Below are 23,377 nucleotides of genomic sequence, written 5' to 3' on the forward strand. Positions count from 1 at the left end.
TTTTTTTGTAAAATGAAAATATGGAGTTTAGAACAATTAAAGAGGACGGACAAGTCCAAGAAGAAATCAAAAAATCGCGCTTTATTTGTCACATCAAGCGTGTAACAACAGAGGACGAAGCACGAAATTTTATTCAAGCTGTCAAAAAAGAACACTACAAAGCTACTCATAACTGCTCTGCCTTTATATTAGGAGAACGGAGTGAAATGAAGCGAAGTAGCGATGATGGAGAACCAAGTGGGACTGCTGGTGTACCTATGTTAGGCGTTTTAGAAAATCATCAACTAACTAATGTCTGTGCTGTCGTGACACGCTATTTTGGTGGTATCAAGCTAGGGGCAGGAGGTCTTATTCGGGCGTATAGCAGCAACGTTGCTTTAGCTATCAAAGAAATCGGGATCGTCCATATAAAAGAACAACTTGGACTGAGGATCGCTCTCTCTTACAGTCAATATCAAGAATTACCCAATTTTCTTAAAGCTAACCATTTACAAGAACAAGATACATCCTTTACAGAACAAGTCCAAACGACCATTTTTGTTGATAAAGATGATAAGGACAGCGTTATAGAGGAGTTGATTGAGTTGTTTAATGGAAAAATCGACATTACTGACCAGGGATTGCGGAAAGTTGAAGTTCCCATTTCTTTATCCTAAATATTAAAAAAAGCTATCACCTTGATAGTTTTTTTATATTTTACAAAGACTTCTTTTCGTTTTATACTGATGGTATCAACAGAATTGAGGTATTATTTTATGTCAAAAATTTATCGTAACATTACAGAACTCATCGGAAATACTCCTATCGTGAAATTAAACAGGCTTGTTCCAGAAGGTGCTGCTGATGTCTATGTCAAACTAGAGGCTTTCAATCCGGGGTCGTCCGTCAAAGACCGCATTGCTCTCAGCATGATTGAGACTGCTGAGCAAGAGGGCTTGATTCAACCAGGTGCAACCATTGTCGAAGCAACCAGCGGAAATACCGGAATTGGTTTGTCTTGGGTTGGTGCTGCAAAAGGTTATAAGGTTGTTATTGTCATGCCAGAAACTATGAGTGTTGAACGTCGCAAAATTATCCAAGCTTATGGTGCAGAATTGGTATTAACTCCCGGAAGCGAAGGAATGCAGGGAGCGATTGCCAAAGCTGAAGAAATTGCTAAAGAACGAAACGGCTGGCTACCACTTCAATTTAACAACCTCTCCAACCCAGAAGTACACGAAAAAATAACAGGAGCAGAAATTATTGCTGCTTTCGGTAAGAAAGGTTTGGATGCCTTTGTCGGAGGAGTTGGCACAGGTGGTACCATTTCTGGTATCTCGCATGCTCTCAAAAAAGTCAATCCAGATATACAAGTTTATGCAGTTGAAGCAGATGAATCCGCTATCCTGTCCGGTGAGGAGCCTGGGCCTCACAAGATTCAAGGTATTTCTGCTGGTTTTATCCCAGAAACACTAGACACTCAAGCTTACGATGGTATTGTCCGCGTTACTTCTGATCAAGCACTTGAACTTGGGCGTCGTATCGGTGGACAAGAAGGTTTTCTGGTAGGTATTTCTTCTGCCGCAGCTATCTATGCTGCTGTTGAAGTAGCTAAGAAGCTAGGAACAGGTAAAAAAATTCTAGCTCTTGCTCCAGATAATGGCGAACGCTATTTATCAACAGATCTTTATAATGTTGAAGTTTAAACGTCTAATCATCCGTAAATACAAGACCAATCACAATTTTAAACTTGCAAATAGGTTAAAAAAACAGCTCTACTGTTGAGCTGTTTTTTTGTTGAAGTAATGTTGACTTATTTGTTGGAAATATAGGGAACTTTATTATTTCAGGTACTCTACTTCAGATATGTATAGTTGAAACCTTTCTGCCCTCAGATGTTAGTTTGATTCTCTATTTATCCAAACCTAACTTTCGGTACAGTTTCTCACTAGACAGGTCATTTTCTCCATCAAGTAAGAGAGTTTCGCAAAATGCAGTCAAAAACTCGAGACATTTCTGCAAAATTTTAACATCATCCAAAGCCAAGATATCTCGGAAAAATTTAGCATGTTTTTGAAAGAGTGTATTGTCAACTTCAAAACCGAATTCACGTAAATAATTGATTAGAAAAACTATCATCGTTCTATTATTTCTCTCTCAGAAAAGATGAATCTGCCAAATGCCTGAACTTTCCTTTGTTAAAATCAATACCAGACATTTTTATAAAAAAATTCTCCGCTTTATACTCAATAAAAATCAAAATTAGACTAGGCGACAAGCCACAGACAATACTGAAGTATAGGATGTAGAAGGCAACAATGCATAGTTTTAATTGTTGAAGAGTATTATTACATTCTATTATACTAAAAACAAGCCAAACCTTGCAGTTAGACTTGTTCTAGGAGATTTGTTTTCGCCCTTTGCCTTTAAACTTATAAACATCTGAACGCTTAATCGCATGAACATTCATAATGACAAAATCCTCGTCATCAACTTTGGCAATGATACAGTAAGCCCCTACATGAAAGCGAACATAATCAGGCAAACTGCCTGTCAGATATTTTCCCAGTACTTTAGGAAAATCAACATTTATGAGAGTAGGTCACTTGCCCATCGTCAAGGCATTCTACATAACCAAATCAGCTTCTTGTATATCATAGAGCTCTTCCAATTTTTCCGCCAAAACCTGCGCAATAAATTCTGATTTACTGATGTTGTGAGAATTTGTCCATGAACTTAGCTTTTTATTTAACTCATCCAACAAACGGGCTGATGTTGGTACAGCCATGAAATCACTTCTTTTTAAATTTTTATTTTGTAGTTATCTTTTACTACATTTTGGAACAGGAAACAAGGTGGATGGGATGTTTGGCTTATTATTTGAAGAAGGTGCCAAAAAGAATATAAACCTTAGGGTAATTAACTATAAATAAAGTTTATTTTTTCATTAATTCATTAATAAGCATCCGCGAGCTACCAAATTCACATTCAAACATCTGATCAATAATATCTAGACACTGTTCTGCTGTATCATCTCCCTTATGCTCATCATAGAGATTCAGCATTAATTTAGAAAGATGTTCTTCAATTAACCTATCATAATAAGGATCAGATTCTAATTTCGTATCTTTAGATATAATACTTGCTACCGTTTTAAAAATGATTTCTTCGTAGTTCGAAATAGATACTTGTTTTTCAAGAAACTCTAAGAAATAATAATATAGCTTTCCTTTATGTTTAGAAGTTAGTAAATTAAATATCAATTCCTTATCTTCTTCAACGTCTAATAAATTATCCATAAATAACTGTGGTAAAATCTTTCCAAAATCAATATTATCATATGATAAATAATGTAATATGATTTCCTTTGCTTTTTCTTTATAATTCTTCCCTTTTAAATAATCAATCGCCATCTGACAAATAGTTTCTGCTTGAAGTCCACTTCCACTATATACAGTTGATTCCATATCTCCTTTATTTAAGTAAATTTCTGTAATCAAAGAGGACGACTTTTTTACAAGGAGTTGATCCGTAGACTCAAAACCTAGTTTCAATAAGAACTGAATTCTTTCTCTATAATCATCATATAATCTATAAACAACGTAACCGCTATACCAATGCGCTAACATCCTTTTATCTTTATCAAAAACCAACTCAAATAATTCTTTAGCAAATTCTTTATCTAAATCTAAAATAGTAGAGATGAGAAAAATAGAATTCATTCTTATATAGTGTGTCTTATCTTTTGCCAATAAAAGAATTGTCTCCCTAAAATATGAAACAAGTGTCGGTGTATTTGTTATTAACTTGTCGAAAGCATGAATCGCATATCCTCTTAAAGTTGAATATGATTGTCTCACATAATCTTCCATTGTCTTAGCTTCATGAAATTTATCAAGAGCATCTAAATCAGTTTTCTTAAGATAATAATTAAGCTTTCCAAAAACTTCATCGGACCATCCCATATTTGCGTGTTTCTCTATGACTTGGAAAAAATAATAAAGATTCTCCCAATTATTTTCATTTACAAAATTTAGTAGGATGAATTCAAGATCACTTAAAACAGTATCTGGAATTTTTTCTAAGTCTACAATCCCCCCCAGTAGACCATCTATATAATGTTCATTGATTTTATGATTAGACGATAAGTTTAAAAATAAAGAAACGTATTCTTTAGGATTTTTAGAAACAGCACTTCTAAAATCAGTAGCCAATTCTCTAGGAGAAGACTCAATAAATATATTTCTCTCACTATCCCATCTACATTTTGTCTCACCTTTTGGGCTGATGATGAGAATATTTCTCCAAGATTTAGGAGAAATATTCTTTCCTTGTAGCGGAGAAACTACACTTCCACAATGTGAACCATAAAAAGAATCAGGAAAACTATTAGATCGTTCTAATACCTTTAGTAATTCGATAGCTTCATTACTCATTCTTTCTTTCGGTAAAACTGATAACAATCTATGCTGTAAATCTCCCCAAAACGGCCAATAACCCCTAACATCATTTTGAGATTTATTTGTTTCAATTCTCCTTGCTAGTCTTTGTTTAGCCTCAGGTGATACATAATGAATAATTTGTTCTTCAAGTTTATCATACATTTCTAATGAACATCTCTGTGTAACTTTAGAAATCAATCGTTTGGCTAAAAATAATTTGCTTGAATGGCCTTGAGATTTTTCAAAGAGTGTTTTATCAAAATCAGCCAGTAAATATTCAATACAAGTATCAAAATAATTCGTAGGCAAGTAATACATTGCATCTAAAATAACTTCATTATAGAGATAATCACCATTTCCCATATAATTACTATAAATTTCCCAAAAAATCTCAGGATGTTTCGAAATTAGACATTTATTTGCTTCATTTAATAAATGAAGGTAATATCTTTGTAAGCTATCGCGTTCTTTCAGGGTTAGATTGTATTTAGTAGAATTATTCTCGGAATACTTTTTAAGATAAGGCAATAATATTTGGACTATTTTTATACAATTTTCATCTATATAATTATGGGAATCTTCATCGAATTTCTTTGATTCACTATAAAATCTATTGCTATTATCAGAGTCTTGAAATTTATCGAGCAACAAGCAAATAATCTTAATTTTATAGTTATTTAGATTCTTACGATAATCATTATAGAATACTATATTCCCCTTAGAATCCCCCGCATAATATCTCCAGTAATGTAATCTTAAATTAAAAAAGTCTTCAGAGTCATTATTATAGTTACTATTAAAACAACTACCCCATTCGCTCTTATCGTTAGAATTTTCTATAGAATCTTTTATAAATTGAGTAGTTTCAGTTGTGTAATATGGAGAAATACTACTTAATAAATCAATTACCAATAATTTATTGCTATCTAAAAATTTTTGCAAAACTCTCTTTTTTATTAAAAAATTAACATATACTGGGTGACCACTAATTACCGTTTGGCACAAATGATTTCTATACTCTGCCTCTTGAATCAGCTTTCTCACATAATTTAAAATATTTTCAGATGGTTCTTGAATACTTCCTAAGATTTCAAAGAAAACATATTTGAAATTAAACCTGACATTATGACTCTTTATTAATTTAGTTCCAAAATCTAAAAAATCTTTTTCTGATTCTTCTAATAATGATTGAAGAAAAATCTGAAATTGATAACGTCTTGTTGGATTCTGTTGTGTTTTATTTCCAAGAATGTCGTTTACATCAGCATCAGCATTAGTATAGTAATCAAGAATCATTCGCTCTGCAACAAAACAGTCTAAGAATGACTGATGAACAAAAGAAACTTTGTTGGAACGCTCTGTTAACATCCCTTGGCTAATTAAATATCGCAGAGCTTTCTCATTACCTACTATTCTTCTCTTACTAAACACCGTTTTACCTGTATCAGCAAATAAATTGACAAGCTTTTCTTTTAATTTATTCAGATCATCTTCACTTAAATCGGCTTCCTTACATTTTTCTGATAAATCCCTCCACCATTTATCAACTAGGTTATAAGTACTTTTTATTTGATAGTATTCTTCATTGTCATTAATTTGCTCCCAAACATAAAGATTACTCAGGGTCCTTAACAACTGTCTTAATCTGTTGGGATAATTATGGTATTTACTCCCTAAAATTTCCTCAACCTCATTTTCCAATAATTCATTAACTTCAACTTTATGCCAAGATTCAGTATCATCTTTCGATTTATTTTCAAATAACGCCTTAATTCCGTTATCATTTTCTAAATCATAAGTTCTGCAAACAAAAATAATTGAGATTTTGTTTTCTCTTTCCGAATTGAGGTTCCGTATCTCTCGAATCAACTCCAAACAAGTCGCAAGTGAACTTTTAGAATTTCTTGCTGTCCATCTTAATGCATCTAGTTGATCTAATATAAGAACAGCATTATCCTCTTTAGAAAAAGCGTTCAAACAATAACTGATGCTAGCAGGAAATCCTAATTTCTCCCCCCATACTTGTGCTGTACCCTCAGGAATATAACAATCTAGTTTTAAATCTAAGTGTAAAATATTACTTTTATTACACCAATCAATAATATTTTCTGTTAAACCACTTTTACCATTCCCAGCTTTCCCGTGAATGATAATTGATTTTCCTTCTTGAATATATTTCTTACATTCATCAAATTGTGTGCGAATTTTTAGACCGGAATCCAATGTTTTAAAGCTGTTTTTATACTCATCATTTAAAATATTTATTCTAGGTATTATCCTATCATCACGTGCTAAATTTCTGAATTCAATTTTCTCATTTTTAATAAATTTCTCCAAATCCTGAAATGAAAGCCATCTTCCATAAATTTCACCTTGTAAAATTAAATTAATGAATTTTGACTTTATGCTAGCAGCATCACCAATAAAATATTGACTAACCTTATCTTTAATAAATTCTTCATTTTCTGGATACGGCTCTTGTCTAATCACCGTTCTACTTAAAAAATTTATAATTTTTCGAATGTCTTTCTCCTTAGAAAATCCCAAATGCTTAACATAGTTATCAAATAAGTTTTTAAGCTCTGAAGATGTATTAACTTGATAATCAATAAAAGACTGAGCATTATCATTAGTCTTAGCTCTATAAATTAAATCAGAAAAGTTTGTAAACGGAAGTGGACTAACTAATGAAACTTTAGTTGTCAAGTCTCTGCTTAGATGTAATTTCCAACATTTCAAAATTCCACGACTATTTAAATCTGACAAAGTCCAATAATCTTTACTAGCATTTCTTCCTTTACATTGTTGAGCTTCTGTTATTCCGTTAGAGTATCTAACCCAAACGTCCACCCCCTCTTCTTCTTCACCTATAGCTTCAACTTTAATAGCATCTATTTTTTCAGCAATAATATCAATAAATTTTAAAACAATCCAGTTGAACTCATATTTATTACCTAATTTATCTGCTCTTCCACCTGATTCGTAAGGCATACGACACCTCTTTATTAATGATATATTCACCTACATTATATCAAAAACAAGCCTAACTTTGCAGTTAGACTTGCTTATAAGATTATATAAATCAGTTAATCCATTTTTTCTTTAAAATAAATACAGCAGAGAATCAACCATCCTGTTATAAAAATTCATTATTTATAACGATATTTCCGTTTTGGCTTTAATTCAACCCATTTGCTCTGATAATGCAAAATATCATTCAGATTTAGGAGAATTTGTCCTTTCTGTAGAATTGAAATATTATTTATTCCAGAAATTTTCTTAGCAATTGACTCTACATATTCTTCAACAGTTTTATTCAATGAATTTAGTTGTGATTCTAAATGATATTTAAAACCATCTATAAACTCTCTATCTTGATATAAATCATGATAAAAATTATCAATAATTTTAACAATGTAAAATTCTAATATCCCATCTCCACCAGACCAATAATAGCGACTATTAGAAGTCATCGTATCAAAAAATGTTCTACTAGTGTAGTTAGACTCCCTAGTATATTGATAATAGTTCCATCTTAAAATCCATTCCAAGCGAAATAAACTGACTACAGATATATTATCTATGACATCTGATAAATTCACTTTACCACTATGCAAAAGATATTCAACTGATATTTGTACATTATTTTGTTTATGAGAATAAGATTCTTTTGTAAAAATAGTCGTTAATTGATCTGTTAATAATAAATAGTCTCGGCAAAAACAACTAATCCTTTCTTTTTTATATCTAATTCTCCATTTCAAATCTTTAACTGAAATCTTCCGATTTTCTTTTCCTTTTATTTTTCCAACAAGTGATTTGCATACTTTAATAGGAAATTCCCTTTCAATATTAAATCTACTCTCCGCACGGGGGTATTCTTTTCTTGTTAACAACCATTGGACGTACAAAATTTTAAAATCTGACATTAAATGTTGTTCACCAAATTGGTCAAACCAAGAAAAATCTTTAATCATATTATCTCTCGTATCCCATAGCTTTTTTAAGAAGCTTTCAGTAATACGATGATCAATATCTGTCTCAGAAATAATAATCTTTTTCGCTTGATTAAATAAATAATAGTGATATTGTTCATCATAACTCATTATTTGTGTGATTCCTATATCATAAAATCCAAGATTACCATCCCACTGAGTATGATCTGTATAGAATAGTTGATATAACATAAAAGCTAATCGGTATTCTTCATTCATACTTAAGATTAAATTTTTAATTTTTTGTTTTCTCAATTCAACGTTACCCGATTTTTCAATTTTACTTTGATTAAAATCTTCAATTCTTCCTCTATCTAAGTAGTTGAAACAAATTTTAGAATAAAGCATACTGTTTTCATAATCATTTCGTTGACCATTTTGAAACACATCGTAATCGGACAGTCTTCTAAATTCTGGTAAACTTATGTTTACATCTCCATTTTCATGCTTATCTAGAATTGTTACTAATCTAAATTTTAAAAAATCATATGTATATCTGTAAAAATGATCGGTCTTATTTTCTTTATAATTTTGTATTTCCTGTTTTACATCTTCAAAAAGACCATCTAAATTTATATCTTCTTTGTTAATTAATACTTTAAACAAAAACTCTCTAACGTTATTGTTCTCATCTCTATGAAATCGTACAAATCTAGTCTCTCCTTTTTCTGGATACTCAATTTTTAAAGACTCTAATGTTGGATCATTTGTTACAATCCTATCAATGATTTTTAAATCTTCTAAGATTAGATTTTTCCAATTTTCAACAGAAAAATTATCTCTATACTGTTTTAAAAATTTCCATTTCTCAAAAATAAATGTTCTAAAGTACTTATAAAAACTTTTCCACTCCTGTCTTAAGTCATACTCGTTCTTATCTTGATAAGTTTCCAACCATGATCTATCATCAAGTAAAAGCTTATTACGAAACCTCTGAGTTCTCGTTAATTCAAACCCTCTCTCTGTTTTGTTTAAAATGGTCCAGTATAAATTCCTAGTATCAAAATAATCCAAATTAAAAATATTTGTCACAAATTCTTCGTATTCATTTACATCTAATTTAGCAAAATCTCTTGTTAACTTATTTTTAAGAAAATCATTCACATATACACTTCTATTGCGATAAATCAACCAAAAGGTTTCTGTATAATCTTCCTGAATCTGTTTCCTCATGTTGTATTTTAGATTTTCATCATCCTTAGTTTTCATCAGTAAAGCAACTCGGATAATATATAGACTCATGCTTAGTAAAAAAATATAAATAACTAACAATAGCATATAAGAAGTCTGCCACAGTATGGTAAGCTCCTTTATAAAAGCTGTATTTAATTTTACTGTTACTGGAATAATTATGGCGGCTAGTAACATCAAAATAAATATTTTTGATTGTGTTACATGATACCAAAATGATTGTCCAATAAGATAATTAACTTTACTTTCCCCTAGATAGGTATCTGATTTTACGTCACCAGCTAGATACTGCAAGAAACCAATATAGATTCCATACATACCAAAAATGCTTACAATAAAACCTAGTAATTCCACATTACTTTTATTAACCAAGCTTATAGTTGGAGTAGCGTAGTTGATTTGGATATACATAAGTCCAATTAAAACTATAGCTAGCAAGAATTCTGAAACATCTTCTAATTTCTCTTTAAATAGATATCTTTTTATCTTATCAAATCTTTCAATAGATTTATTTCCAACTCGCAATTGGCTTATGAAATATCTCAATCCTCGGAAAAAGTCCTTATAAATTGAAATAACAAAAAAGAAAAATACTACAAAACCAATAAAATTAAATCCTTGAACATTATCTGGCAGTATAACGACCAAAAATAAATATATAAAATATAAAAATGGAAACCAATCTTGAAAGGTTGTACGAATTTCATTCCATCTCAACTTACCAAATAACCACGCAAAGAAAAAAATAAACCATAATACTATTTTTACTAAACTAAACACTAATCAACCTCCCGTTTTTATTATTATACCAAAAAACACAGTCTTTCAACTGTGCTTATAAAAGTTGCTAACCAAGTAACTTTCTAAGAGATTCCTCTGAAATTCTTTTATTAAATCTCTGCAAATCTATCCTCATGAGATTGATTAGTTTTAAATATTCCAAATATTTTTGTTCATTATTTTTAGCAAAATTTATAGGTTCAATTTTCCCTGCTAATTCTACAATTTCTTCAGGAGCAAAGAGAACTAATTCTTGTTTTGAAAGGATGTGTTTTTGTTGTAATTGAATTTCCCTTTGCTTTTCTGGTGATAAAGTTGACAATGCAACTACTGCAAGATAGTTTTTATAAACTCGCAGTTTTTCATCAAACCTTTTTTGCCAAAAATATTGTAAAATTCCAAAAAATAAAGTAAATAATCCCAGTAAGATTGTTATCATCTCAACTAAATTTTTCATTTAGCCACTACCCCAACTTTTCCATCTCTTTAATCCGTTCCACTGTGGCGTCGTATTTGGCTTGGTAATCAGCTTGTTTTTGTCGCTCTTTCTCGACGATTTCGGGTTTGGCGTTTTGGACGAAGCGGTCGTTACCGAGTTTTTTGGCAACTATGTCTAGTTCTTTTTGCCATTTGGCCAGTTCTTTGTTGAGGCGGGCTAGTTCTTCTTCGACGTTGAGCAAGTCTGCCAGCGGCAGGAAGATTTCTGCACCTGTAATAACTGCTGACATAGCTAGTTCTGGGGTGGCAATGGCAGAGCTGATTTCAAATGTTTCTGGGTTTGTGAAACGTTTGATGTAGTTGACATTGGCCTTGAAGAAGTCTTCCAAGTTGCTATCGCTTGTTTTAATAAGGATGGTGATAGGTTTGCTTGGGGCTACGTTGACTTCTGCACGCGCATTACGTACAGCTCGAATCAGGTCTTTGAGACTTTCCACGCCAGAATGCGCCATTTGATTTTCAAAAGTAGGATTAACAGTTGGATAAGCTGCTGTCACGATAGAACCAGCTGCGTATTGACCGAAGATTTCTTCTGTAACAAATGGCATGATTGGGTGAAGGAGGCGCAAAATCTTATCAAGTGTGTAAAGAAGAACAGAACGAGTGATAACTTTTTCGTCTTCATTGTCGCTGTAAAGTACTTCTTTCGTCAATTCAACGTACCAGTCAGCAAATTCATCCCAGATGAAGTTGTAAAGAATATGACCAGCTATACCGAATTCGAACTTGTCGAAATTTTCGGTGACTTTGGCAATGGTTTCATTGAGATTATGAAGAATCCAGCAATCAGTGACGTTCCCAGCTTTTCCCTCTACCACCAAAGCAACATTCTGGCTAGCTTGGTCAAGGGTCAAACCGTCATTGTTCATGAGAATATAGCGGGAAATGTTCCAAACTTTGTTAATGAAATTCCAGGCAGCATCCATCTTTTCATAGCTGAAGCGGACGTCTTGACCTGGTGCAGAGCCATTTGAAAGGAACCAACGCAGACTATCCGTACCATATTTTTCGATAACATCCATAGGGTCAATACCGTTACCAAGTGACTTAGACATCTTGCGGCCTTGTTCGTCACGGATAAGGCCATGGATGAGGGCATTTTTGAATGGCGACTTGCCGGTAAATTCCAAACCTTGGAAAATCATCCGAGATACCCAGAATGGGATAATATCATAGCCAGTCACCAAGGTTGATGTTGGATAATAGCGCTTGAAGTCTGCAGACTCCACATCCGGCCAACCCATTGTTGAGAATGGCCATAGAGCTGAACTGAACCAAGTGTCAAGGACATCTTCATCTTGAGTCCATTCGTCACCCTCTGGAGCCTCTTCACCGACATAGATTTCGCCATCTGCATTGTACCAAGCAGGGATTTGGTGGCCCCACCAGAGTTGACGGGAAATGACCCAGTCGTGAACATTTTCCATCCATTGAAGGAAAGTATCGTTGAAACGTGGTGGGTAGAATTTCACTTTGTCATCAGTATCTTGGTTGGCAATGGCATTCTTAGCCAATTGGTCCATCTTGACAAACCACTGGGTAGACAAACGTGGCTCGACCATAACGCCAGTCCGCTCTGAGTGACCAACACTGTGAACACGTTTTTCGATTTTGACAAGAGCACCAATTTCTTCTAGCTTTTTAACAGTTGCTTTGCGAGCTTCAAAACGATCCATGTCAGCAAATTCGCCAGCCAGTTCGTTCATGGTTCCGTCATCGTTCATGACATTGACTTGAGGCAGATTGTGACGCTGACCAACGAGGAAGTCGTTAGGATCATGGGCAGGTGTGATTTTAACCACACCTGTTCCAAACTCAGGGTCAGCATGTTCATCTGCTACGATTGGAATCAGCTTGTTAACAATTGGCAAGATAACATTTTGCCCAATTAAATCTTTGTAACGGTCATCATTTGGGTTAACTGCAACGGCAACGTCACCGAACATTGTTTCAGGACGAGTTGTCGCAACTTCAAGGGCGCGTGAACCATCCTCCAGCATGTAGTTCATGTGGTAGAAGGCACCTTCCACGTCCTTGTGGATAACTTCGATATCAGAAAGGGCTGTGCGGGCCTTAGGGTCCCAGTTAATGATGAATTCGCCGCGGTAAATCCATCCTTTTTTATAGAGTTCTACGAAAACCTTGCGGACCGCTTTGGACAAGCCTTCATCAAGGGTGAAACGTTCCCGCGAATAATCAACAGAAATCCCCATCTTGCCCCACTGTTCTTTAATGGTTGCCGCATATTCGTCCTTCCATTCCCAGACCTTATCCAAGAATTTCTCACGACCAAGGTCATAACGGGAAATGCCATCTTCAGCCAAACGAGCTTCTACTTTGGCCTGTGTGGCAATACCAGCGTGGTCCATCCCCGGCAGCCAGAGCGTATCAAAGCCCTGCATGCGCTTTTGGCGGATAATAATATCCTGCAAAGTCGTGTCCCAAGCGTGACCAAGGTGTAATTTCCCCGTCACATTTGGTGGTGGGATGACAATTGAATAAGGGGGTGCTTTTTTGTCGCCTGATGGCTTGAAAACACCCTCCTCAAGCCATTTAGCGTAACGTCCAGCCTCAACCTCGGCTGGATTGTATTTTGGTGAAAGTTCAGTCATTTTTTATTCTCCTATATTTATTTTTATTATTTAGACTTATTATATACTTGTGATACTTAAGATAAAATTCAATAATACTTGCTAGCTTGATAAAAAACCAGTTTTCTTTTCTTCCTTTTACAAATTTTTGCAGCATTTTATTATGACTAAATAAGTATTTAAGCAATAAAATTACCACGAATATAAATACGATAGCCATCATCAATAGTGCTAAGGTTGTTATTCTTACATTTGCCCTATCTAATATACTCATTTTATTGTTTTCAAAAGAGCCTGAGATTATCAATACTAGGTAGATTAACGTTGTAACTATGTAAAAAACTATTTTATTTCTTTGCCAAATAAAGTTTAATTTTTTAGGAACTTTATCAATTTCTGTCCCTTTATTAAAAAGTGTTAGAAAATCTTTTGAATTAATAAAATTCCATATAATCATTAAACCTGATATTAGCGCCCACCAACTAATATCAAACACACCTACTAAATATATCAGAGGAACTCCAATTATTATAAGTAATAATAATACCCACTTTTTTAATCCGATAATAATTGAAATAACAGAAAAGTATAGTCTAATGGTTATTATTAGCGCTATTATGTTTATGATACCTAAACTGTTTTCTGTACTAACTGACAAAATATTTATTAGCATACAAAAACGATAAACAACAGCAGTCACCACTATTAAAGAAATTGTATAATCAATTTCCCTAATTAAGGAAATAATTTTTTTATAATCTGTACTTTTTTCAATATATCCAACATTCATCGGCCTATACTTAAAAATATAAAACAAGGATGAAATGAAGAAAGTAGTGATGATTGACCAATTAAAGAAATTGTTCTCTTTTATTGAAATACCTAGTGAAGGAATGAGATTATCCACAATGAACACAAAAACCAATACGAGACTAAGAAAAGTTTGGAACGCCCCTGTATCTCTTAAAAATTCGCAAATCTTCTTTCTCACTTATTCTCCTCCCACTCACTTTTTAGCAATCCATATCGTAAATCATCACAGCGCTTGCCTTGGCTATCTTTGCGGTCACGGATGCGAGATTCGAGGGTGAAGCCAAGTTTTTCAGCAATACGCTGGCTTGCTTTGTTGTATCCATAGCATTCAATTTCGATTTTGTGAAGATTGAGTAGGGTAAATCCAACTTCCAACAGCGCACGCGCAGCTTCTGTCACAATCCCTTGCCCCCAATAATCTGGGTGAAGCAAATAGCCCATTTCAAGAACATCATCAGCATAGCGATTATTAAAATCAATCGAGCCAATGACTTCATCTGTTCCTTTCAAGCAGATACCATAACCAGACGGTATTTTTTGCTCAATCCAGCGCTTTGGCATAATGTTTTCGAGATAATTTTCCTCTTCTTCCACACTTTCTGCAGGTGGAAAACCAGCTGGCCAAGTCACCTCTGCCAAACTCGCATAAGCAAAAATCTCTTTAGCATCTGAGACTAGACGTTCGCGCAAATACAGCCGCTCTGTCTCAATATCAGGAAGTTTATTATCTTCAATTTGACCTAAAATATTTATCATAATTTCTCTCCCCATTCCGCTTATAAAAATTCGCCCCTGCCATACATGACAGGGACGGATGCAATTATCCGCGGTACCACCCAATTTCGGGCCATGCCCGCAACTCTAGTCTTCTTGTTGCTCTTTTAGGACGTCGTTAGCTCGCTTGGGCGTACGCCTTTTACTGACTTTGTCAGCCTTATCTACACCCTCAAAGCAATGCTCTGAGCAACCTGCAGCTCGCTGCCTTGTTCTAAAAGTAAACAAAAAGACACTGTTATTTCATTTTCAGTTTTAGCAACCAGTTTTGACATTTGTACGGATTTCTCAGCAACACCGCTTTCTGTGACAAATGGGACTCAAAACACCTCTAATGACCTTATTCTATCATGTTTCCTACGGAAAATCAATAACTTCTCTCACCAAAAAGCCCGTCTGGCAAATCATGAAATCCTTTTCCTGCTCGATAATTAGCAAATTTTCCTACAAGAAACTCATAAGCATCTAACCGGCTTTCATAACGAATCGCAGCATCCTTTGCTCGCTCATCTTTATCAGCTTCATAGACAGCTTGACTTTCCTTGAGCGCCATCTGGTTAATCTTAACTTGAGTTTCAACCCAAGCTTCAAAGTCCTTTAAAAATTCCTGTTCGTACGTCATTGTTCCTTCTTTCTAATCCAAACCACGATAAACATCACCATCTATCTCACGGAAAGGTTGAATATCCTGCACATATTCCAACACCCCCTGAAATTCTCCCGCTTCATCATGTACTGCGGCATAAGTCACATGGACAAATTTTCCCCGCGATTCCGACTTGAACCACATCTCAAACTTATCCCTCTTTCCTTCACGCAAAATTTTAAAAATCTGGCGCACTTTCTCCAAAAATCTAGGCGGATGGCACAGCTCAACATTGCGCCCCACCTGAGACGGTGTTCGCTTAAAGATCATCTCCTCTGCTGGTACACTGTCATTATAATACTGGAAAATATCTTCCTTATTGACAAAGGTAATCTCCATTGGCAAATGATTCAGGATCAGATTTGCTTGCTCCACTGACAAATAGCCGTGTCCAAATGGCTGTTGGGTCTGCCGAGCAAAGTTGTTTTCTACCTTTTTCTTTTTTGGCTCAAAAGAAATGGTGACCTGCCCATCAGGTGTGTCAATAACTTGCTGAAACTTGCCATCATTAGTTTGCTCTGAACGGACTAGCACTTCGCTTGTCACCTTAGTAGAATTGTCTGTTTCTTTCTCCGAGAATGAATGACGATGCGGAATCCACTTCTCTGCCGGCTGAATGATTGCATAACCATAAACATCACTTTCTTCCGCAATTTTCAACCAATCATCCTGTGTAAAAGATTCCAACAGAATCATGAGTAAAATTGATTCTTCCTTAAAAATCATGGCTTCAAACTCAGTTGCAAATAATCGAAACTTTTCTGCGACCTCTTCAATGTCTAAAGCAGGCAACTGCTCTGCCGCTGTTTTCACTTCTTTAAATAATTCACGGATTTGGTCGTCCACACCCCACATGACCTTAGGTGGTGAATCATGTCCATAGCTCTCCATGATTGGAAACATGAGTTCTTCTTTGCGCTTGTAGTGGCGCTCAAATTGTTCCACCAAGCTCAACTGTCGTTTCAAGCCCTTGCGAATTTCTTCCTGCATTTCCTCATCAGAATTTGCATAAGTATCCAGCAGTCTACCTACTCGCATCAGAGCTGCTCGCAAAGCCAAATTTTCCTGCTTGAAAATCTGCACAGGATGACCTGAATGATCCGTATCTGCAACTTCAACGTCTCTAACAGCTCCCTTAAACAGATTCGCATGGACATTGCAAAGAGACATCACATCCTCAAAGGTTACACCCGTGTCGGAATTCATCAGCTCATGTTCCATCAAGCTGATTTCAATAGCAGAAACACCGGTAAAATGTTTATTAAATTCTTCTTGAACTGCTTCTGCCTTTGCTCCATGGTGCAAATCAAGCAAAATATTCTTCAAAACCTCAATTCGTTCATCTACCATTAATCTAGTCCTATCACTTCATAGCCATTTGCTTTTAAGGTCCTAACAATTTTCTCCATCGGTGTGCCTTCCAGCTTAGACCCCTGCTTCAGCGAAACTTTCCGCCCAACTGTATTACGCATGAGAGAATTTGCCAAAGGTTTAAACCCAAGCTCCACTAAAATTTCCAGCACCTCTGGATGTTTGTCAATCACCTCTGCAACAGGAATTGATACATCAATGATATTGTCCATTCCTCACCTCATCCTCATTTTTCTATCATTATAACATAAAAAAGTGTCGACTTCTCAGTAAAATGAAATCAAGTATTATTCTCTTTTAGGGATTCCCAAATTCTGCTTTATAAATTGCTTTTCTTCATTGAAATAACCTATAACTATTTTTAATAGGCTATAAATTATTGTTATAGGATATCTATTTTACTCTTTTTCACAATCAATGAAATTGATAAATCAAGTGCTCAGAGTGAATTGTATCACAAACAAAAGAAATTTTAATAAATACTAGAGTTGAAAACGCTTTTCTACCCGTGATATAATAATAGAAAAAAACAGATTAAGGAGATTTTATGTCTATTACAAATTTACTGAACATCAAATATCCAATTGTTCAAGGTGCTATGGCTCAAATTTCTCACTATCAGTTAGCTGCTGCTGTTTCAGAGGCAGGCGGTTTGGGAATTATCGCTTCAGGTGGCATGACTGGTGAACAACTGCGTAAAGAAATTCGTGAATTACGCAAGCTAACAGACAAGCCCTTTGCCGTTAATGTGATGCTAATGATGAAAAATATCGAAGAAATTGTCAGAGTCATCATTGAAGAGAAAGTCCCTGTTGTCACAACTGGTGCAGGTACTCCAAAATTCATTCTACCCTTTTTAAAAGAAGCCGGTATCAAAGTTATCCCAGTTATTGCAAGCGTGAAGCATGCTAAAAAAATGCAAGAATTAGGTGTTGATGCCGTTATCGCAGAAGGATCAGAAGCGGGCGGTCATATCGGAGAAACAAATACGATGGCTCTGTTGCCACAAATTGTTGACGCTGTTGATATTCCCGTGATTGGCGCAGGTGGAATTGCGGATGGGCGTGGACTGGCTGCTGCTTTTGTTTTAGGTGCACAAGGCGCACAACTTGGAACTGTATTCCTCGCCTCAGAAGAATGCCCCATTGCCGAAAGCTATAAAGAAGCTGTCATCCACGCCAATGACACAGCCACAGCTGTAACTGGGCGCATTACTGGTGCACCTGTTCGCTGTATTCGAAACGAAATGACCGATCACTACATAGAACTTGAAAACAAAGGGACCAATCGTGAAGAACTAGAAGAAATCACAATCGGTGCCCTCTCAAAAGCTGTCTATCAAGGAGATACCAAACATGGCTCCATGATGTGCGGTCAAATCGCTGGCATGATAAACGAAATCCGACCATGCAAAGACATCATTGAAACCATCGTAGCCAATGCCCAAAAAGTGCTGGAAAATACAGAGATTAGGCTGTAAATGTTTATGAAAATATTATGAAAATAATCCGCACCCCAAAAGTTAGAGAAAAATCTAAACTTTGAGGTGCGGTTTAACATTTTAGTATTTACCACAATAATTATCTGAATTTATTATGGGAACTATATAGCACTTTACCCTAATCACAATATATAGTATCTTAAAATAAGATTTTTGTAAATTTGACAACTATACTTTGTAGTTGTGTAAACAGGTATATAATTCCCTAAATTGATTGACAACTTGTCTTTTTATTATAAGTTAATACTTCCACATTTTAAGGCAACCTTTGATTTTATTTCTCCCAATTTATAGACATATTTTGCAAACTAAACAGCAAAAATCACAAAATTTAATTCAAATACATCTATTTAAAAAAACGAATAAAATAAAACGAGCATTTTCACTAAGAATTTGCTCGTTCGCTATATTCAAGATAGGACTTTTCTCCATCTATTTTTATTTCCATAATATCCCTAATGTTGTAATAGACGCTTCTTTGTCAGATAGACAATTTGGAAATCTTTGGGCTTCATTTCTGATTCATTGTCATTTTCCCACTCTATTAAAACTAGTTTTTTTCTCAAGACATTATCTTTAATTGAACACAAGTCAAATCTATGTTGACCTTAATTGTCCTCTTCCTTTTTCACCAATTTCACTACAGCCTCGGTCCTAGCTGTGTGCGGAAACATATCCACCGATTGGATATAATGGACATCATAGATCTTGCTTAATTGCACCAAATCTCTGGCTAGACTAGAGACATTACAAGAGACATAAATCATTTTCTTAGGTGCATAACGGACAATCGTCTCAAGCAGCTTTTTATCCAAGCCAGTTCGTGGTGGATCGACAATCAAAGCATCCGCCCGATAGCCTTCCTTATACCAACGAGGAATAATGCTTTCAGCAGTCCCAGTCTCATAATGAGTATTGTTAAAGCCTAAGCGAGCAGCATTTCGCTTAGCATCTTCAATAGCTTCCGGAATAATGTCCATACCTCGCAGAGACTTGACTCTTTTAGCAAAGGCAAAGCCAATCGTTCCCACGCCACAATAAGCATCAATCAAATGCTCTTCAGATGTCACATCAAGCGCCTTGACTGCTTCACTGTAAAGCACTTCTGTCTGCTCTGGATTGAGCTGGTAAAAAGCCCTAGGCGATAAGGAAAACTCGTAATCCAAAACACCTTCTTGAATTGTCTCTTTTCCCCAGATAATTTCCGTCTTATCTCCATAAATTTCACTTGATTTTGTCGTATGGTAATTGACCGCCACTGTTTCTAATTCTGGAAATTCTGCTGTTAAATCTCGAATGACTGGAGAGAAGTCCAACTTCTTTCCCGTGACAAAGATCATCTGCACCTGTCCCGTTTTCCGAGCCCTGCGAATCATAACCGTCCGAACGCCTGCTCTCTTACGCTCATCGTAGATAGGAAGATTGTACTTCCCCAAAAGGAGAGCCACTTTATTGATGATTTTCTGCGTTACCTTATCCTGAACCAAACAGTTTTTCAAAGAAATCAGATAATGGGAATTCTGCGCATAAAGCCCTGCTTTGACTTCATCTGCTAATTTCCGTGTCTGAAATTGAAGCTTAGCCCGATAGTAAAGTGGTTCTTGCATGCCAATCGTTGGACGAATCTCGTAGTTTTCATAACCAGCTGGTGCAAATTTTTTCAAAGCCTGCCGCAATAAATCTGTCTTAAATTCTAACTGTTTGTCATAATGCAAGTGCATAATCTGGCAGCCCCCACATTTTTCATAAATCTCACAAGGCGGCTCTACTCGATACTTAGAATGCTTATTAATCGTCAAGAGCTTTGCTTCGACAAAATTACGCTTAACCGTCGTAACTTGACAAAAAATATCCTCACCTTTTAAAGCACCTGGTACAAAGACTAAGGTCTTTTTATAAAATCCAATCCCTTCCCCATTAATTCCCATTTTCTTAATTTTTAAAGGGATTCTTTGCTTTACTTTCAGATTCATGTTTCTATTATACCACGCTAACACGATAATGTTGAGAATATGGTACAATAATCAGTATGAAAAAAGAAAAAGTAACTCTCACAATTTCTCAATTCCCAGAAGAATTACGAATATATACAGAGAAAGCCACTTTGTATGACAGTTCTTCCCACTCAGGCGCAACCGTGCTTTATCTAGACACAGGCTACTATCTTAAAATAGACCAAAAAGGAAAGCTAGCACGAGAGGCACAATGTGCTAAATGGTTTGACAAACAAGGGCTCGGTGTTCCTGTCTTGACATACATCAGCCAAGACAGGGACTACTTGCTCACTAAAGAAGCATCCGGCATATCAGGATTGGAAGTGCTAGACCAACCAGAAGTCCTCTGCCAAACCATGGCAACAGCGCTAAGACAGCTCCATAACCTCCAACCAGTCCACTTTCCCACAAACTCACTTCTAAAGAACTATATTCAGCTAGCGGAAGAGGATTATCAAAAAGGGCTTTTCTATGAAAAAGCTCTCCTGCCACAATTTCAGATTCGCAGTAGAAAAGAAGCCTATCAGCTTATCCAAGAACAGGGACATCTTCTTACAAGAGATGCATTTATTCACGGTGACGCTTGTTTGCCCAACTTTATCTTAAAAGACGCTAAGACGTTCTCCTGTTTCATTGATGTTGGGCTATCTGGCTTTAGTGATCACCACATTGACCTTTACTGGGCTATCTGGTCACTGAATTATAATCTAGGCAATCCAAAATACGGCGACCTATTTTTGGACTACTATGGTCGAGAAAATATCAACTCCGAGAAATTACGACTTATCGCAGCTTTTGAAGCATTTGGCTAATAGTCACACTTACTATTCCATCTATCAGCTCCAAATTTCACACAAGTTATCGAAAGAATGATTATGAAAATCACTAGAATTGAAAAGAAAAAGCGTCTCTATCTTTTAGAATTGGACGAAACTGACAAACTTTACATCACTGAAGATACTATTGTTCACTTTATGTTATCAAAAGGCATGAATATCAGTGAGCAAAAATTAAAAGAAATTCAGGACTACGCACAGTTTTCTTACGGAAAAAATCTAGCTCTATATTATCTTTCTTTCAAGCAAAGAACTGTCAAAGAAGTGCGGGATTATTTGACAAAACACGAGATTTCCTTAGATACTATCGAGAAAGTCCTAACGATTCTCATAAAAGATAACTGGATAGATGACAAACAATATGCTTATTCCTTTATTCATTCCAATCTTCTATCTGGTGATAAAGGTGCTTTTGTCCTCAAGCAAAAATTGGCTCAAAAAGGTATCACAGCTCCTATTATTGATGAAGAATTATGCAAATTTGATTTTACAGAAGTAAGTCAAAAAGTCGCTGCAAAACTACTCCGCAACTATCAAAGCAAACTACCAAGTAAGGCCCTGCAGGATAAAATTCTTCAATCTATGATGAACAAAGGCTTTTCCTATACCGAAGCTAAGGCAGCTTATCAAACCTTAGATATCAAAGAAGATGAGGAAACTCAGCAGAAATTACTGTACAAAGAATTAGACAAGCAATACCGCAAGTATTCTAAAAAATACAATGGATATGAGCTAAAACAACGTCTTACTCAAACTCTTGCGCGCAAAGGCTACGATTTTTCTGATATTGCTAGCGCTCTCAGAGAATATCTATAAAAAATGTAAGGTTTATTTATGTTTTTTCATGAAAATATGTTACAATAAGAGCGATAACCTGATTAATTGTAGAAAGTTGGTAGAAGATGAAGCTTCCAAAAGAAGGCGACTTTATTACAATTCAAAGTTATAAGCATAATGGAAGTCTGCACCGCACTTGGCGCGACACCATGGTACTAAAAACAACAGAAAATGCCATTATTGGTGTCAATGACCACACCTTGGTCACAGAAAGTGATGGTCGACGTTGGGTGACACGTGAGCCAGCTATTATCTATTTTCACAAAAAATATTGGTTCAATATTATCGCTATGATTCGCGAAAATGGGGTTTCTTACTATTGCAATCTAGCCAGTCCGTATTATCTTGATGTAGAAGCATTAAAATACATAGACTACGATTTAGACGTCAAAGTCTTTACCAATGGTGAAAAGCGATTACTTGATGTCGATGAATACGAGCGTCACAAACGGCAGATGAACTACTCTAATGATTTAGATTATATCCTCAAAGAGAATGTCAAAATCTTAGTAGATTGGATTAACAATAAGCGCGGACCTTTTTCGCAAGCCTATGTTAATATTTGGTACAAACGTTATGTGGAGCTAAAGAGTCGCTAAAGTTTCCAAAGGACCACTGGTCCTTTTTGATTTTCAAAGAACAATTTCTTGCAATTCAAGGTTATTTTATGTATCATATAGAAAATCCTTTGATGAATAAGTACAGAAAGGAAGAGACAATGGCTTTTACAAATACACGTGGACGCTATGCTAGCTTTGGCGTTGTAACAAGTTTACCAGATAATATCATTGATTCTTTCTGGTATATTATTGATAATTTTCTAAAGGGTGTGTTTGAGCTAGACGAACTGCTTCAGTTTGAACTCATCAACAACAAAGGAAAAACAACTTTCCGATTTTCACAAGATAGTCTAGCAACCATTCTTACCTTTGATTTTAATGACACTTTCGACCCATTTTTTCCACGAGAAATCTTTGTAACTGACAATAACGGTAAAGAAACCATTATGCTGCCAGATGAATATACTTTGATATGATAGCACAAAATCTGAAGCATACAAGATTGATGGCTGCTTAAAAATATCTGAGAATAAGTGAGTCTGGGACAATAGTCCCTTTGCTATAAAAAA

At 35.4% G+C, this 23,377-nt stretch carries 19 protein-coding genes and 1 pseudogene; 7 read left to right on the forward strand and 13 right to left on the reverse strand.

What is annotated here, in order from left to right:
• The first annotated feature begins 20 nt into the window (after positions 1-20).
• Both HMPREF2542_RS04680 and cysK read left to right on the forward strand, forming a co-directional pair.
• A complete protein-coding gene (locus HMPREF2542_RS04680; RefSeq protein WP_058670212.1) occupies positions 21-656 on the forward strand; it encodes a YigZ family protein in 636 nt (211 codons plus the stop codon).
• A 99-nt stretch (positions 657-755) separates the two neighbouring features.
• Entirely contained in the window at positions 756-1,685 is a 930-nt protein-coding gene (gene cysK / locus HMPREF2542_RS04685; RefSeq protein ID WP_058670211.1) for a cysteine synthase A, read from the forward strand.
• 205 nt (positions 1,686-1,890) lie between these two features.
• Here the strand turns inward: cysK and HMPREF2542_RS04690 are convergent.
• From HMPREF2542_RS04690 to HMPREF2542_RS04740, 12 genes and pseudogenes are all read right to left on the reverse strand, one after another.
• Positions 1,891-2,166, reverse strand: a pseudogene (locus HMPREF2542_RS04690) (cell filamentation protein Fic); the annotation flags it as partial.
• 211 nt (positions 2,167-2,377) lie between these two features.
• Positions 2,378-2,524: a hypothetical protein gene (locus HMPREF2542_RS04695; RefSeq protein WP_020998973.1), complete on the reverse strand. Its 147-nt coding sequence runs from the start codon at positions 2,522-2,524 to the stop codon at positions 2,378-2,380.
• Between the two features lie 81 nt (positions 2,525-2,605).
• A complete protein-coding gene (locus tag HMPREF2542_RS09910; RefSeq protein WP_003070190.1) occupies positions 2,606-2,767 on the reverse strand; it encodes a DUF6290 family protein in 162 nt (53 codons plus the stop codon).
• Between the two features lie 148 nt (positions 2,768-2,915).
• On the reverse strand, positions 2,916-7,412 hold the full coding sequence (locus HMPREF2542_RS04700) for an NACHT domain-containing protein (RefSeq protein ID WP_070484426.1): 4,497 nt from the start codon (positions 7,410-7,412) through the stop codon (positions 2,916-2,918).
• Positions 7,413-7,570: 158 nt separating this feature from the next.
• Entirely contained in the window at positions 7,571-10,387 is a 2,817-nt protein-coding gene (locus tag HMPREF2542_RS04705) for a hypothetical protein (RefSeq protein ID WP_058670208.1), read from the reverse strand.
• Between the two features lie 67 nt (positions 10,388-10,454).
• Positions 10,455-10,844: a hypothetical protein gene (locus HMPREF2542_RS04710; protein ID WP_003070197.1), complete on the reverse strand. Its 390-nt coding sequence runs from the start codon at positions 10,842-10,844 to the stop codon at positions 10,455-10,457.
• A gap of 7 nt (positions 10,845-10,851) precedes the next feature.
• Positions 10,852-13,497, reverse strand: a complete 2,646-nt coding sequence (locus HMPREF2542_RS04715) for a valine--tRNA ligase (protein WP_058670207.1) — start codon at positions 13,495-13,497, stop codon at positions 10,852-10,854.
• Positions 13,490-14,467, reverse strand: a complete 978-nt coding sequence (locus tag HMPREF2542_RS04720; RefSeq protein ID WP_049476498.1) for a hypothetical protein — start codon at positions 14,465-14,467, stop codon at positions 13,490-13,492. The genes HMPREF2542_RS04715 and HMPREF2542_RS04720 overlap by 8 nt, the downstream gene beginning before the upstream one ends.
• Positions 14,464-15,045 carry a GNAT family N-acetyltransferase gene (locus HMPREF2542_RS04725; protein ID WP_049476497.1) on the reverse strand — a complete coding sequence of 194 codons (582 nt, stop codon included), beginning with the start codon at positions 15,043-15,045 and terminating at the stop codon, positions 14,464-14,466. The genes HMPREF2542_RS04720 and HMPREF2542_RS04725 overlap by 4 nt, the downstream gene beginning before the upstream one ends.
• 385 nt (positions 15,046-15,430) lie before the next feature.
• The gene (locus tag HMPREF2542_RS04730; RefSeq protein WP_039676675.1) at positions 15,431-15,685 is read right to left on the reverse strand and encodes a DUF1912 family protein; all 255 of its coding nucleotides are present in this window, start codon (positions 15,683-15,685) and stop codon (positions 15,431-15,433) included.
• A gap of 12 nt (positions 15,686-15,697) precedes the next feature.
• Positions 15,698-17,059: a DUF438 domain-containing protein gene (locus HMPREF2542_RS04735; protein WP_058670206.1), complete on the reverse strand. Its 1,362-nt coding sequence runs from the start codon at positions 17,057-17,059 to the stop codon at positions 15,698-15,700.
• On the reverse strand, positions 17,059-17,292 hold the full coding sequence (locus HMPREF2542_RS04740; protein WP_003070208.1) for a DUF1858 domain-containing protein: 234 nt from the start codon (positions 17,290-17,292) through the stop codon (positions 17,059-17,061). The genes HMPREF2542_RS04735 and HMPREF2542_RS04740 overlap by 1 nt, the downstream gene beginning before the upstream one ends.
• Before the next feature lie 335 nt (positions 17,293-17,627).
• Between HMPREF2542_RS04740 and HMPREF2542_RS04745 the strand changes: the two genes are divergently transcribed.
• Positions 17,628-18,560 (forward strand): nitronate monooxygenase, encoded by a 933-nt coding sequence (locus HMPREF2542_RS04745; RefSeq protein ID WP_003070210.1) that lies wholly within the window; start codon positions 17,628-17,630, stop codon positions 18,558-18,560.
• 629 nt (positions 18,561-19,189) lie between these two features.
• Here HMPREF2542_RS04745 and rlmD read toward each other — a convergent pair.
• Positions 19,190-20,554, reverse strand: coding sequence for a 23S rRNA (uracil(1939)-C(5))-methyltransferase RlmD (rlmD, locus tag HMPREF2542_RS04750; protein WP_058670205.1), 1,365 nt, complete (start codon positions 20,552-20,554; stop codon positions 19,190-19,192).
• Positions 20,555-20,610: 56 nt separating this feature from the next.
• Between rlmD and HMPREF2542_RS04755 the strand changes: the two genes are divergently transcribed.
• The 4 genes from HMPREF2542_RS04755 (at position 20,611) to HMPREF2542_RS04770 (ending at position 23,284) form a co-directional block, all read left to right on the forward strand.
• Positions 20,611-21,387, forward strand: coding sequence for an aminoglycoside 3'-phosphotransferase (locus HMPREF2542_RS04755; RefSeq protein WP_058670204.1), 777 nt, complete (start codon positions 20,611-20,613; stop codon positions 21,385-21,387).
• A gap of 63 nt (positions 21,388-21,450) precedes the next feature.
• A complete protein-coding gene (gene recX, locus HMPREF2542_RS04760) occupies positions 21,451-22,227 on the forward strand; it encodes a recombination regulator RecX (protein ID WP_058670203.1) in 777 nt (258 codons plus the stop codon).
• An 86-nt stretch (positions 22,228-22,313) separates the two neighbouring features.
• Entirely contained in the window at positions 22,314-22,847 is a 534-nt protein-coding gene (locus HMPREF2542_RS04765) for a nucleoside tri-diphosphate phosphatase (RefSeq protein ID WP_058670202.1), read from the forward strand.
• 119 nt (positions 22,848-22,966) lie between these two features.
• Entirely contained in the window at positions 22,967-23,284 is a 318-nt protein-coding gene (locus HMPREF2542_RS04770; RefSeq protein WP_006269734.1) for a DUF960 domain-containing protein, read from the forward strand.
• Positions 23,285-23,377 lie beyond the last annotated feature (93 nt).

The sequence above is a fragment of the Streptococcus sp. HMSC034B05 genome, assembly GCF_001809055.1.
In the GTDB taxonomy this organism is placed as follows: Bacteria; Bacillota; Bacilli; order Lactobacillales; family Streptococcaceae; genus Streptococcus; species Streptococcus constellatus.

Coding starts and splice junctions, on each gene's coding strand:
- HMPREF2542_RS04715 (WP_058670207.1), bottom strand. CDS start 13,497: ATGACTGAACTTTCACCAAAATACAATCCAGCCGAGGTTGAGGCTGGA.
- HMPREF2542_RS04680 (WP_058670212.1), top strand. CDS start 21: ATGGAGTTTAGAACAATTAAAGAGGACGGACAAGTCCAAGAAGAAATC.
- rlmD (WP_058670205.1), bottom strand. CDS start 20,554: ATGAATCTGAAAGTAAAGCAAAGAATCCCTTTAAAAATTAAGAAAATG.
- HMPREF2542_RS04735 (WP_058670206.1), bottom strand. CDS start 17,059: ATGGTAGATGAACGAATTGAGGTTTTGAAGAATATTTTGCTTGATTTG.
- HMPREF2542_RS04740 (WP_003070208.1), bottom strand. CDS start 17,292: ATGGACAATATCATTGATGTATCAATTCCTGTTGCAGAGGTGATTGAC.
- recX (WP_058670203.1), top strand. CDS start 21,451: ATGAAAATCACTAGAATTGAAAAGAAAAAGCGTCTCTATCTTTTAGAA.
- cysK (WP_058670211.1), top strand. CDS start 756: ATGTCAAAAATTTATCGTAACATTACAGAACTCATCGGAAATACTCCT.
- HMPREF2542_RS04725 (WP_049476497.1), bottom strand. CDS start 15,045: ATGATAAATATTTTAGGTCAAATTGAAGATAATAAACTTCCTGATATT.
- HMPREF2542_RS04765 (WP_058670202.1), top strand. CDS start 22,314: ATGAAGCTTCCAAAAGAAGGCGACTTTATTACAATTCAAAGTTATAAG.
- HMPREF2542_RS04700 (WP_070484426.1), bottom strand. CDS start 7,412: ATGCCTTACGAATCAGGTGGAAGAGCAGATAAATTAGGTAATAAATAT.
- HMPREF2542_RS09910 (WP_003070190.1), bottom strand. CDS start 2,767: ATGGCTGTACCAACATCAGCCCGTTTGTTGGATGAGTTAAATAAAAAG.
- HMPREF2542_RS04730 (WP_039676675.1), bottom strand. CDS start 15,685: ATGACGTACGAACAGGAATTTTTAAAGGACTTTGAAGCTTGGGTTGAA.
- HMPREF2542_RS04770 (WP_006269734.1), top strand. CDS start 22,967: ATGGCTTTTACAAATACACGTGGACGCTATGCTAGCTTTGGCGTTGTA.
- HMPREF2542_RS04745 (WP_003070210.1), top strand. CDS start 17,628: ATGTCTATTACAAATTTACTGAACATCAAATATCCAATTGTTCAAGGT.
- HMPREF2542_RS04710 (WP_003070197.1), bottom strand. CDS start 10,844: ATGAAAAATTTAGTTGAGATGATAACAATCTTACTGGGATTATTTACT.
- HMPREF2542_RS04755 (WP_058670204.1), top strand. CDS start 20,611: ATGAAAAAAGAAAAAGTAACTCTCACAATTTCTCAATTCCCAGAAGAA.